A 12,734-nucleotide genomic window follows, 5' to 3' on the forward strand; every position below is an offset into this window, starting at 1 on the left:
GCTAGATAGATGCACCCTGTTGTTTGGACTTAATTTCCTATTTCGTTAGTGCTGTTTTTTGATTTGATTGGAAAAAACACTCTACCGCTCAAACTTTGGAGATAAATCCCGCCCACGGTGATTAAAAAGACGAAATAAGCAAAGCCCTGCACCAAATAAAGTTTGTCCGTGTAGCCAAACATCGCGCTCAGCAACAAGCCGGGAAACTTTTCTTGGGGAAGCACTTTCGAGGTATTCCACACCATCGGCCCGAGAATGCAAGAGTGTTCTTTGACAAATCTTTCGTAATAGAAACACATCCCTGCTGACTCGCGATTGGCTTGCGATAAAATATTCACCGCGCTGTCAAAAAGTCCCAGAGTTGATACTACTAAACCCGCTACAATAAAGAGCAATAAAATGCCCATATACTTAAAAAACAGGCGGATATTAATTTTTACTCCCCATTTAAACAGCAGCACGCCAATTCCGGCGGCTGAAAGTATTCCTCCCAAAGCGCCGATGGCTGGAAGAATGCCTTGTTGAAATTTAGCGACGACAAACAAAACTGTTTCAAATCCTTCGCGCAAAACGGCAATCAAAATTAAACTAAATACGCCCCAACCTGCATGAGATTTGTCCGTTAAGGCAGCACTTACTGCGCCTTCGACTTCGGCTTTCATAAATCGCGCTTGCTTGGTCATCCAGAGCAGCATCCAGCTCAGCATTGCTATTGCTAAAACTCCAAAACTTGCCTCTAGCAGAGATTCCATAATTGGTGCAAAGGGTTGATTGGATGCGGACAAAATTTGAATTGTCCAGCCAAACAGTACACCTATCAAAGCGCTGGCAATAAGTCCGACGACGACACCGCCATAAACCCAAGGACTTAAATAACTTTGTCCCGATTTTTTGAGGCAAGCTAGAACGATTCCGACAACTAAGGCGGCTTCGACTCCTTCGCGGAGGGTAATTACAAATGTGGGTAATGCTTCGCTGAAATTCATTTTTTTAATTAGAAGGAATAAGGAAGAAGGAAGTTCGGCAACGAGCAATGTACGGGATGTAACGGATGTAACGGATGTAACGGATGTAACGGATGTAAGTCCGTCGGAAGAAGTCCGAGGGAAGAAGTCCGAGGGAAGAGGAAAGAAGGAAGAAGGAAGAGGGAAGAAGGCTTTAGTTATCCGGCGACTTAAGGAAGAAGAAAAAAGACTTACTTAATTTCGATAATCTTTGAAAGGTTTGTAGTGCGGACTCCAGTCCGCACTACAAACCGTTTTTAAGAGGCGGGTTTGAGAACTTTTTGGCTGTCGTTTTCGATCGCCTTAATGAGCACGGCCACTTGTTCGGTGGTTTTTACCGGGGCTGGCGGCGCGATCGCAGTTGGCCAATTTGCCTTAAGTTCAGTCATGTTAGCAACAATTGCTTTGTCGATATCCGGGTTAGTTTTAGCCACTTGAGCGGCAATATTTTGGTACAGGGTTTCCGCGTACATGACGAAACCCCGCGAATCTTGGTATTCAATAACTGCGGAAATTTTGCCGTTAGCAACTGCCGCTCCGTATTCGGAATTAGCTGTATCTAGCAAGCCGTTAATCACTTGCAGCACGAATTTCGGATCTTGGCGCTGCGCTTCGGGAAGGGCGGCAATTGCTCCATCTACAGCTTGCATTGATGTGTTAAATTCTGCATTTACTTCCGCCGGATCTTTTGCACCCGCTTTAATTAAATCCTGCAATTTAATTAAAGTTGTCTTAAATTCGGGAACTTTTCGCTCGTTTAGTTGGTCTTCCACATCGGCATAAATTTCTTCTACCGGGTGACCGATGTGCGGTTCTGCTTGGTCTACTTTGCCTGCATCCAAGAGTTCTTTTGCTACCAAAAGATGCCCTTTCATCAAGCCGAGTTTAGTCATGTAATCTACATCTTTGGCTTCCCCTGTGAGGACAACATCTTCAATAGTTACCATGTCTTTAATTTGGTCAAATTGGGCTTGATTAATGACATTTTTAGAAACCAATTCTTCGGTTTTTCCGTAGGGGCGGCTGGCTTGAATTTTGTTAGAAAGTGCCGGGATTCCTAACTTGGCTTCTAGTTTATCTAACTCCGAAAGAATGGCGGTATTAATGTTAATGCCGGGTTTGCCTCCGTGATTCATGCTGTGGCCGCTTGTTGCTGCGGTAGTAGCAGTGGGGGTGGGTGAGGCGGTGCTGCCGGTGTTGGTGGGGGTGGAAACGCAACCAGTCAAAGCAACGAGGATGGCTGTAGCAGCGGCTGTCGGTAATTGGCGAAAGGATGGTAACATGGCAGTTGATGATTTTTGGGTTAGGTGCAGTTTGACTCGCCTGTTATCAAGAAAGTTTCTTAATTATTTGCGAGTTAATGATTCTACCTATTTAGGATAAATTTTGGTAGATAATTTAAGATTTTCTTAACTAAAATCGGCGCATATCGATCGCGATTTGGGTTAAGCGATGACTTCAAATAAACCCATGCAGCCTGCTTCGGCGATCGCATCTTGATGGGGATGAAACATATATTTTCCGGCGTAGCTGTAGCTAAATTCTAAAATATGTCGTTCAGCTACTCCCATTGTAATGACATCTGTTTTCTCGCTGGGAGTTAAAGTCATGCCCGTGCGATATACGTCAAAAAAATTGGCGTGCAGGTGAAAAGTCACGGCCGATTCATACTCAATCATGTTCATTACATACAGCCGGACAAGCTGATTTTTGTAAATCTGGATCGGGTTGTTCATGTAATAATTGGGTATTCCGTTAAAAGCGTAAAGCTCGTTCTTTTCGTTGTCGTTTACGTCGTAACCTCCCATGATTAGCAGGATTTCGTCTGCTGGTGGGCGAGGTTTTGGCGGATCGACAATGAACATTCCATAAAGTCCTTTACCGATGTGGCGGGTCACTGGGGCAATGTGACAGTGATATAGATGCACGCCATAGGGAAGTGCGTCGAACTCATAGATAAACGCAGAGCCGTTTCGGATCGGTTTAACGCCGTCCATTTCTACGGGATGAACGCCGTGGAAGTGCAGCGAATGAGAATGTCCGGCTTTGTTAGAAAAAATGACCCGGATGCGATCGCCCTCAGTTGCTCTCAATGTCGGCCCGGGTACGCGATTGTTCACATTCCAAGTGTTGAAACTAACGGCGCTGTTAAGTTGGATGATCGATGTGTTCGCTTCCAGGCGAAATTCCCGCACCGTGCGCCCGTTTTCCCGCGTCACCGTGCCATAATCAAAATCCCGCGCAATTTGCATCGGATTGATCGTGCTAGCTGGGACTGGATCGGCAGCCATTGGCGGTATTCTCGGTGCAGCCGATCGCTTTTGGGTGAAATTTTGCAGTGCGATCGCGCCTCCCGCTACCCCAGCACCAGCTATTCCTAGCTGTAGGAGTTGGCGGCGAGTCCAGTGCCCCGGCTTTTTCATCACGGAGCGATCGGATAAGTCTGCCATACTTCTTGATAATTATTCTCAAAATTTGAGCTGCATCCGAGTATAAGACATTTTTAGCTTATTGTCAATTTATGTCAACTGTTATTTTTTTATGCGAACTCAAGAAATTTCATAATGATTTCATTTAAGTGTGTCAACTTATATGTTGGGGTAGGCGCTGGCGGCAGCTAACAATGTATACAGACTTACTGCTGTAAATTAATATTATGAGAGTTTTGCTAGTTGAAGACGAGCCAGATTTAGGAAAAGCGATCGAACGCACCTTAAAGCAGGAAAAATATATAGTTGATTGGGCGCAAGACGGCAATGAAGCTTGGGAATATTTAGAGAGTCATTGGACGCAATACACTCTAGCTATTTTTGACTGGTTGCTTCCGGGATTATCGGGAATAGAACTGCTGCAAAAATTGCGCGAAAAAAATTGTTTTTTGCCAGTTTTGATGCTGACAGCAAAAGACAGGATGGAAGATAAAGTCGCGGGATTGGATGCGGGGGCTGACGATTATTTAGTCAAGCCCTTCGGGATGGCGGAAATGTTAGCAAGGTTGCGGGCCCTGCAAAGGCGATCGCCCCAAATTCAGCCCCAACAGCTACAAATCGGCAATCTAGCCTTAGATTGCGGAAGTCGCACTGTTTTTCATCTCGATTCCCACGGGAAACATCAGAATATTTCGCTGACTAACAAAGAATTTCAACTGCTAGAATATTTAATGAAGCATCCGAACCAAATTGTCACTACCGACCAAATTAGGAATCAGATATGGGAAGCAAGCGCAGATTCTTTTAGCAATGTAGTAGCCGCTCAAGTGCGCTTGCTGCGGCGCAAACTCGAATCAGTTGATTGCGCGAATTTAATTGAAACTGTCCACGGTGTTGGATATCGGATCAAAAGGGGAAAGATATAAATTGATTGTTTGGTGGGGGCGGGTTTTTGAGCTTGTTTGTTTTTTGCTAAAATTGGGAGTTAACCAGCCTTTACAAGATACCTTGTTAAATATTAAAATTAATTGAACTTAATGTGAATCAAAACAAACTATTTAATCGAACTCGATCGCAATTAGCCATTTCCTATGCCGCAGTAATGGGTTTGATTTTAAGCTTGTTGGGATTTTGCGTATATAAGGCGATCGCCCACGCGCACTGGATCGCCATTGACCGCGAATTAGAATCGGTAGCGGGGACCCTGCACGACAGCCTAGAAATCAAGCTGCAGCAGCCCGGACGACTAGAACCAAGCGTCAATGAACTTTTGCCAAACCTCCGCGTAATTGGAGTTAACGGCAGGAAAGAACAGTTTCCCAACCGCCATATTTTAAGCGCGCTGAATCAAAGTTATTATTATATTCGTTTATTTGACAATGCAGGGAATTTGATTGCTACAGCAGGCGCTTATCCCGAAGCATTGCCGCCGACATTTAACTCGCAACACTGGCAACAAATCGCTGATATTCAAGGCAATGTTTATCACCAAATATCTGTATCGCTTCACACAACAACACAGCAAGATTGGGGATATTTTCAAGTTGGACGCAGCTTGCAAGACTTCAAGGATTATCTCATGGCAGTCAAATTAATTTTGAAGTTGGGATTGCCGACAGCGCTGATTTTAGTCGGTTTTTCGAGTTGGTGGCTCGCCGGATTAGCGATGAAACCGATTTATCATTCTTACCGACAAATCGAACAGTTTACGGCGGATGCTGCCCACGAATTGCGAACTCCTCTAGCGGCATCTCAAGCAACTGTAGAATCGGCGCTGTTGATGCCAGAGTTGGATGAAAAAGAAGCGCGGGAAATTTTGCGAACAATCGATCGCCAAAACCGACGATTGACTCAGTTAGTGGCTGATTTGTTGCTGTTGGCGCGGATGGACTCTCAGGTGAGATCCGATCGCCCTCAGCTTTGTTGTTTGAATGACTTGGTGAACGATTTAGTCGAGGAATTGGCGGCTTTGGCGAAATCCTCCGAGGTAGCGCTAACATCCGAAATCCGCGTACAGCAGCCGTTGAATGTTGTCGGAGATGCCGATCGACTTTACCGTTTAGTTACGAATTTAATTGTCAATGCCATTCAATACACTCCGCCTGGGGGAAAAGTCACAGCGGTTTTAGATTGCACTCACCAGGAGGCGATAATTCAGGTGCAAGATACCGGTATTGGGATACCGGCGGCAGATTTAGCCCGCATATTCGATCGATTTTACCGAGTCAACAGATCTCGATCGCGCCATACCGGCGGATCGGGACTCGGATTGGCGATCGCGCAGGCGATCGTTACGGCCCACCGCGGCAGCCTCAGCGCCCGCAGCGAAGTGGGTTTCGGCAGCACCTTTGTCCTGCGGTTGCCTTTCTAAGGTACTATGTGAGGGAAACCGAATCATCTTTTTAGGGTAATCCCTTTTGCAGAAGATAGCGCGATCGCCCAAAATCAATAAATAGTCATTAGTCAGTGGGCTGTTGTCAGTTGGCAGTTGATAGTTGGCAATTGGCAGTTGGTAGTTGATAGTTGGCAGTTGTCAGTTGGTAGGGGCGGTGTCCCGTGCGGGCCATCTTAGTTGATAGTTGACTAATAACTAATAACTGATAACAACTAACAAATAACAACTAACAAATAACTACTGACTACTGACTACTGACTAATGACGAATGACTCTTAAAAAATACCTAGCGAAGAACTATGACAGTTTTAGAACAGGGAACAATCTCTATCCATACCGAGAATATTTTCCCGATTATCAAGAAGTCGCTATACACCGACCACGAAGTCTTCTTGCGGGAACTAATTTCTAACGCCGTCGATGCCATTGCCAAACTCAAAATGGTTTCCCGTTCCGGCGAATATAGCGGCGACATTGGCGAACCGCAAATCAACATTGCGATCGACACAGAAAACAAAACCCTCTCAATTTCCGATAACGGCATCGGCATGACCGCCGACGAAGTTAAAAAATACATCAACCAAGTCGCTTTTTCCAGCGCCGAAGAATTTATTCAAAAATACCAAGGCAGCGGCGACGACGCAATTATCGGTCACTTCGGACTCGGTTTCTACTCTTCTTTCATGGTTGCCAAGAAAGTAGACATTGATACTCTTTCCTACAAAGAAGGTTCCCAAGCAGTACACTGGTCTTGCGACGGTTCCCCCGCTTTTGAACTATCAGAATCCAGCCGCACCGAACGCGGTACTACAATTACTCTGACTCTCCAAGATGAAGAACTCGAATATGTAGAAGCCAGCCGCATTAAGCAGTTAATCAAAACCTACTGCGATTTCATGCCTGTTCCCATCAAATTTGAGGGAGAAGAACTCAACAAACACAAAGCAATCTGGCGGGAATCAGCCAGCAATTTGCAAAAAGAAGATTACTTGGAACTGTACCGCTACCTTTACCCGTTCCAAGACGAGCCGCTGCTTTGGGTACACTTGAATACAGATTATCCTTTTATTGTCAACGGCATTCTTTTCTTCCCCAAATTGCGGCCGGATGTTGATGTTACCCAAGGCAATATTAAGCTATTCTGCAATCAGGTTTTTGTCAGCGATCACTGCGAAGAAATTATCCCGAAATTCTTGATGCCGCTGCGGGGAGTCATTGACAGTACCGACATTCCGCTGAACGTTTCTCGCAGTTCTTTGCAAAGCAATCGCACTGTGCGGAGAATCGCTGACTATATTGCGAAAAAAGTAGGCGATCGCCTGAAGGAACTTTACCGCGACGACCGATCGGAATACATCCGCTGCTGGCAAGATATCGGAACTTTTGTCAAGTTTGGAGCTCTTAACGATGACAAGTTCAAAAAGCAAGTCGAAGATATCTTAATCTACCGCAGCACCTACGAGCCAACAGCGGACAAGCCAGAAACTACAACCCCAGAAGTGCAGGTGCAAACAGAGGACGGAGATTTGTGGCAAGATGTAACTCCCAAATCGGATAGTTCCGCTTCGACACTGCCTTACACGACACTGAAAGAGTATTTGGAACGCAATCAAACACGTCACGAAAATCGCGTGTTTTACTGTACGGAACCTGCGTCTCAAGCAACTTACGTCGCCCTGCACAAAAGCCAAGGTTTAGAAGTGCTGTTTATGGATTCTTTCATCGACACGCACTTTATCAGTTTCTTGGAACGAGAATATTCTGATGTTAAATTCTTGCGGGTTGATTCGGACATTGACGAAACGCTAATTGATAAAGAAAAAGAAGCGGAAATTGTCGATCCGGCGACGAATAAAACTCGCAGCGAACAAGTTAAAGAAATGTTCCAAAATGCTCTCAACAAGCCGAAAGTGAACATCCGCACCGAAGCTTTGAAGTCTGACTCTACGGAGGGTGCGCCACCCGCGATCGTCCTTTTACCGGAAGCTTTGCGCCGGATGCGGGATATGACGGCGCTGTTACAGCAGCAAGCAGCGGAATTCCCCGAAGAACACGTTTTGCTGGTGAATACGTCTCACCCGCTGATTCAAAATCTGGCGAATTTGAGTCAGGGTGCGATTATTCAAGACGGTGGCGAGTCTCCGTCGGCGCAGTTGGCGAGTATGATTTGTCACCACGTTTATGACTTGGCTTTGATGGCCCAGAAGGGTTTCGATGCTGAGGGGATGAAAGAGTTTGTCGAGCGATCGAACAATGTCTTGACAAAATTAACTGAACGTGCAATGTAAGACCCCCCCAACCCCCCTTGCTAAGGGGGGAGCTAGAGTTTGCTCTGTTGGAAACAGTCGGTTTTCTTGTACCTCCTTCACCACCGAGGCTAGAGGGTTTTTCTTGTCCCCCCCTTCACAAGGGGGGCTAGGGGGGTAGTCCGCAGTTGCTCTATAATAAAAGGCTGCATCACAAACAAGTAGTCTGGAGGGCAATATGTCACGGAAATGTCAGTTAACGGGGAAGAAGGCTAATAACGGTTTTGCGGTTTCTCACTCGCACCACCGCACTCACAAGTTGCAAGACGCAAATTTACAGTGGAAGCGGATTTGGTGGCCGCAGGAAAAGCGCTGGGTAAGATTGCACCTTTCTACGAAGGCAATTAAAACCTTGGAACACAAGGGTTTGGAAATTATGGCTAAGAAAGCTGGAATTAACCTTTACAAGCTTTAAATAACCTTGTTAATTGAGCGCAAAGGGCGATCGTATAAAATTAAAAGTGCGATCGCCCTTACTTTTACAAAAAAACCTTCCTAGTGAGAACTTCACTTTTTCTCCACGAATCAGAAAAGAAAAAACTAAAGTCCCGATTACAAACCTTGATTAAACCTATTTTCGGCATTTCAGTAAATAAGTAGTCATTTCACCTTTGCCTTTAACTTCGATCGCGCCGCGACTTTCAAATACATACTTTCCTCGCAATCGTTCATAAGTTGCAGAAGTGACTTGAATGCAGCCCGGTAAGCCGTGGGATTCCATGCGAGAAGCGGTGTTAACGGTATCTCCCCACAAATCGTAGATGAATTTTTTAATCCCGATGACTCCCGCGACAACTGGGCCGCTGTTGATGCCGATTCTGATGCTAACATCTTGATTTTGGGTATCGCTGAAATCAATAATTGCCTGCTGCATATCCAGGGCCATTTGGGCGATCGCCTCTGCATGATCGCTGCGGGGCACGGGCAGCCCTCCAACTACCATATAAGCGTCACCAATGGTCTTAATTTTTTCCAATCCGTGCTTTTGGGCTAGGCGATCGAAGGTGGAAAAAATGTCGTTAAGCAAGGAAACTAATTCCGGCGGAGAAATTTGGGAACTAATTTGGGTAAAACCGACTATATCGGCAAACAATACTGTTACTTCGGCAAAAGTATCGGCGATGATGCTTTGGTCTTGTTTGAGTCTTTCGGCGATAGCTTGTGGTAACACGTTGAGCAGGAGGCTATCGGATTTTTCTTGTTCTAAGCGCAAAGCTGCCTCAGCTTCTTTGCGAGTTGTGATATCTTCAACAGTACCTTCGTAATAAAGCAAATTTCCATGTATATCGCAGACAGTATAAGCATTTTCTGCTGTCCAAATTATACTGCCATCTTGACGGTAAACTTGAGATTCTAAATCCGATACTTTGCCGTTAATTCGCATTAAATCTATGACTTCAGCGCGCTGTTCTTGATCCACATATAGCTGGCGATTAATATCAGTTAAATTTGCCATCAACTCCTCGCAGGAACTGTAACCATAAATGCGAATCAAAGCAGGATTGACGCTGAGATATTCCCCGTCGGGAGTAGTTTGAAAGATGCCGACGATCGCATTTTCAAAAATGCTGCGGTATTTGGCCTCAGCTTGCCGCAGCGCTGCTTCAGCCCGCTGGCGTTCCCGCGCTTCTACTGCAAAAGTTACAGAGTCTGCTAGAGAAACAGCGAAACTTTGTTCTTCAATAGTCCAATTGCGGGGCATTCCTACCTGTTCCAAACAGAGAACTCCTGCTGTTTTTCCGCCTATTTGAATCGGCGTGTCTAGCATGGAAGTGATGCCCAACGGAATTAGGTAATCTTCCACAAATTCTCTAGTTCTGAAATCTTTTTGCGCGTCAAAAGCCGCAATTGCTCGTTCTTCTTGAAGTGCTTTAAAATAAACAGGATAGTCTGCTTCTGCTAATTCCATACCCTTTGAGTGCTGGTTGGCGGTGCGATCGAACAAATCCAAGCACTCCATCTTAGATTTAGGGCGATCGTACAACCAGACACTCGATCGCGCAACTTCCAGAGTACGGCTAGCAGTTTCAGTTATTTCTTGAACCGCTTTAGTTAAATCGCCCTGATTCAGCGCTTTATTTTTGGCTAAATCAATTAATGCCGATTTCTGTTTTTGTAGCTGAAGTTCGCTTTGTTTCAGGGCATTTGTCCGCTCTTCTACTCGTATTTCCAGCTTTTCATTCAACTTTTGCAAGGCTATTTCGGCGTTGCGGCGATCGGTGATATCTGTGCCGATGCAGAGGATACCCTGGAGTTCCCCCGCTGCATCAAACAGCGGTTTATTTGCCCAAGATACCCAAAGGCGAGATCCGTCACGCCGGATATTCTCATTTTCATAGTTAGTAAAGCGATCGGGATTTTGTAAAATTTCATTATAAACCAACTCTAAGTTATTCCCTTCCTCGTCGGTTTGGGGAATAATTGTTCCCAGTGCATTTTTCCCCAGGATTTCTTCCTGATTGTAGCCAAACAATATTTCGGCAAACTCATTAAAAAAAATAATTTTACCGTTTCGCTCTAATTTGACAATAATACTATTAGCATTCTCAACCAATTCTCGATATTTTATTTCACTTTCACGTAGAGAATTTTCGGCGGCTGCGCGTTCGGCTACCGTCGCTGCCAATAACAGCGAAGTAATCGTAACTACAGCCATAAAAGCTTGTAAAAATAAAATAGCCTGATTAATATTTTCTGCTTTGGCTATAAACGGGCCACCTCCATTAGAACTGCCTAAAATTGCGATACTTGAGACAACTAACGATGCCAGAACAGCGGCCCGCTGACCGAATTGGAGCGCTGCCCAAATTATCAAAGGAAACGGCAAATATTCAAGGGGATAGCGAGAAAGAGAAGCGTCATTTTTTGATTCAAATACAAACCAGCTCACCCCAATTAATAATATCAACCATACTCCCCGCCAAATTAAATAATTTTTCGGAAGATGTGTTTGTAGTTTTAAACGATCGGCGGTTACTTGAGGACGAAAAAATATCAGGATTAAGGGAGTCAAAATCAAAACTCCCATTGCGTCACCCAACCACCAATTCCACCGAAGCGACCAATATGCTGACAAATCTACTTTCCCAGCCAAATATATGGAAAGCGCGCCGATAGTACAACTAATTTGAGTAGAAATTAGACCGCCAAACAAGATTAAATGAACTACATCTTTCAAACGCTCTAGAGAGGGACGAAACCCCAGCCACCGCAGCACAGTTGCTCCAAAAACAGCTTGCAGAATAGCACCAATGTTTCCTCCCAGCCAAACCGCAAATATCTGTTCAGTTGGGTTAACAAAATTGAGTATAAATATACCCAAAACAATTGCAGGCCAGACTTTTCTGCCAAACAATAAAAGTCCAGCTTGTGCAATTCCTGCGGGGGGCCACACCGAGGCAGCAAAGGGATTGACACCTTGAATTGCAAATGCTAGTCTCGCCCCCAATGCGTAAGCGATAGCAAGGACAGTTAGTTGGGCTAAGTAGCGCCAAATTCGGGATTGAGGGAATCGAAGAAACTGACTTAGATTCAGATTCATATCGCACCTTATTACTCGTTAATTTATGGTGCAGGCTGTGCACCTTGCTAGCTGCACATTCAAAGCAAAGCTCAAAGCTATGCACTCATGATTTGATTGTTTTTTGACATAAAATTTAAACGCATAACAACTGATGTTTTGGGCTAATGTAAGGTGCGCGGCGCGCACCTTACTGTTATAACAACTTATTTGATGGCGGCATCAATCCACTGTTTCAAAGTAGCATTAACTTCCTCAATAAGAATTTCATGGGATTTGTGAGTTGCTCTTTCCACAATTTCAACTTTACCCGATTTCAGCGAACGACCTGTAACAATGCGATAGGGAATGCCGATTAAATCGGCATCTTTGAATTTAACTCCGGCTCGTTCGTCTCGGTCATCTAGTAATGTTTCAATGCCAGATTGATTGAGTTCTGCGTAGAGTTTTTCGGCGACTTCTACTTGTTGGGCGTCGGAAATGTTCGGGATGCTAATGATGGCGTGATAGGGCGCGATCGCCACTGGCCAGATGATCCCGTCTTTGTCGTAGGATTGTTCTACGGCAGATTGAGCCAGCCGCGACACGCCGACACCGTAGCAGCCCATAATTAAAGGCATTTCTTCCCCTTGTTCGCTGGTGTAGGTGGCCCCCATTGCTTGCGAGTATTTGGTTCCTAATTGGAAGATGTGGCCGACTTCGATACCTCTGGCGCTTTGCAAGGTTTGTTCGGGATTGTGCATTGCCCGATCGCCCTTTTTGGCCGTTCTGACACCCACAACCGTTGCTGGTAGCGGAAATTCTTTGTTCCAATTAGCCCCGACAACGTGGTATCCTGTCTCGTTAGAACCAGTGACAAAGTTGGTTAGATCGACAGCAGTGCGATCGACCAAACGCAAAAACTTGGGAGATACCCCCCCTTGCCCCCCCTTACCAAGGGGGGGAATTGAGTCTTGTTGCTCCCCCTTACCAAGGGGGGGAATTGAGTCTTGTTGCTCCCCCTTACCAAGGGGGGGAATTGAGTCTTGTTGCTCCCCCTTACCAAGGGGGGGAATTGAGTCTTGTTGCCCCCCCTTACCA

At 45.4% G+C, this 12,734-nt stretch carries 10 protein-coding genes; 5 read left to right on the forward strand and 5 right to left on the reverse strand.

The window, feature by feature from the left end; translation table 11 throughout:
* Positions 1–29: 29 nt before the first annotated feature.
* The gene (locus AACV78_RS01290) at positions 30–986 is read right to left on the reverse strand and encodes an FTR1 family iron permease (RefSeq protein WP_194011065.1); all 957 of its coding nucleotides are present in this window, start codon (positions 984–986) and stop codon (positions 30–32) included.
* Here AACV78_RS01290 and AACV78_RS01295 point away from each other — a divergent pair.
* A complete protein-coding gene (locus AACV78_RS01295; protein ID WP_194011066.1) occupies positions 961–1,203 on the forward strand; it encodes a hypothetical protein in 243 nt (80 codons plus the stop codon). The genes AACV78_RS01290 and AACV78_RS01295 overlap by 26 nt on opposite strands.
* A 58-nt stretch (positions 1,204–1,261) precedes the next feature.
* On the opposite strand, the gene AACV78_RS01300 is transcribed toward AACV78_RS01295, so the two are convergent.
* Positions 1,262–2,287, reverse strand: coding sequence for a ComEA family DNA-binding protein (locus AACV78_RS01300; RefSeq protein WP_194011067.1), 1,026 nt, complete (start codon positions 2,285–2,287; stop codon positions 1,262–1,264).
* Positions 2,288–2,449: 162 nt separating this feature from the next.
* Positions 2,450–3,454 carry a multicopper oxidase domain-containing protein gene (locus AACV78_RS01305; RefSeq protein WP_194011068.1) on the reverse strand — a complete coding sequence of 335 codons (1,005 nt, stop codon included), beginning with the start codon at positions 3,452–3,454 and terminating at the stop codon, positions 2,450–2,452.
* Between the two features lie 206 nt (positions 3,455–3,660).
* Here AACV78_RS01305 and rppA point away from each other — a divergent pair, with 206 nt between their 5' ends.
* The 4 genes from rppA (at position 3,661) to rpmB (ending at position 8,549) form a co-directional block, all read left to right on the forward strand.
* On the forward strand, positions 3,661–4,359 hold the full coding sequence (gene rppA / locus AACV78_RS01310; RefSeq protein ID WP_194011069.1) for a two-component system response regulator RppA: 699 nt from the start codon (positions 3,661–3,663) through the stop codon (positions 4,357–4,359).
* 113 nt (positions 4,360–4,472) lie between these two features.
* Positions 4,473–5,804 carry a two-component system sensor histidine kinase RppB gene (rppB, locus tag AACV78_RS01315; protein WP_194011070.1) on the forward strand — a complete coding sequence of 444 codons (1,332 nt, stop codon included), beginning with the start codon at positions 4,473–4,475 and terminating at the stop codon, positions 5,802–5,804.
* Positions 5,805–6,127: 323 nt separating this feature from the next.
* A complete protein-coding gene (htpG, locus tag AACV78_RS01320; RefSeq protein ID WP_194011071.1) occupies positions 6,128–8,116 on the forward strand; it encodes a molecular chaperone HtpG in 1,989 nt (662 codons plus the stop codon).
* Positions 8,117–8,312: 196 nt separating this feature from the next.
* Entirely contained in the window at positions 8,313–8,549 is a 237-nt protein-coding gene (rpmB, locus tag AACV78_RS01325) for a 50S ribosomal protein L28 (RefSeq protein WP_194011072.1), read from the forward strand.
* A 156-nt stretch (positions 8,550–8,705) separates the two neighbouring features.
* Here rpmB and AACV78_RS01330 read toward each other — a convergent pair whose 3' ends face one another.
* Entirely contained in the window at positions 8,706–11,675 is a 2,970-nt protein-coding gene (locus AACV78_RS01330) for an adenylate/guanylate cyclase domain-containing protein (protein WP_194011073.1), read from the reverse strand.
* Positions 11,676–11,860: 185 nt separating this feature from the next.
* Positions 11,861–12,734, reverse strand: an 874-nt coding sequence (locus AACV78_RS01335) for a His/Gly/Thr/Pro-type tRNA ligase C-terminal domain-containing protein (protein ID WP_255513793.1), incomplete at its 5' end; no start/stop codon positions are given.

It is taken from the genome of Tychonema sp. LEGE 07196, from assembly GCF_963890365.1.
GTDB lineage: Bacteria > Cyanobacteriota > Cyanobacteriia > Cyanobacteriales > Microcoleaceae > Microcoleus.

Coding starts and splice junctions, on each gene's coding strand:
- AACV78_RS01290 (WP_194011065.1), bottom strand. CDS start 986: ATGAATTTCAGCGAAGCATTACCCACATTTGTAATTACCCTCCGCGAA.
- AACV78_RS01300 (WP_194011067.1), bottom strand. CDS start 2,287: ATGTTACCATCCTTTCGCCAATTACCGACAGCCGCTGCTACAGCCATC.
- AACV78_RS01305 (WP_194011068.1), bottom strand. CDS start 3,454: ATGGCAGACTTATCCGATCGCTCCGTGATGAAAAAGCCGGGGCACTGG.
- rppA (WP_194011069.1), top strand. CDS start 3,661: ATGAGAGTTTTGCTAGTTGAAGACGAGCCAGATTTAGGAAAAGCGATC.
- htpG (WP_194011071.1), top strand. CDS start 6,128: ATGACAGTTTTAGAACAGGGAACAATCTCTATCCATACCGAGAATATT.
- rpmB (WP_194011072.1), top strand. CDS start 8,313: ATGTCACGGAAATGTCAGTTAACGGGGAAGAAGGCTAATAACGGTTTT.
- AACV78_RS01330 (WP_194011073.1), bottom strand. CDS start 11,675: ATGAATCTGAATCTAAGTCAGTTTCTTCGATTCCCTCAATCCCGAATT.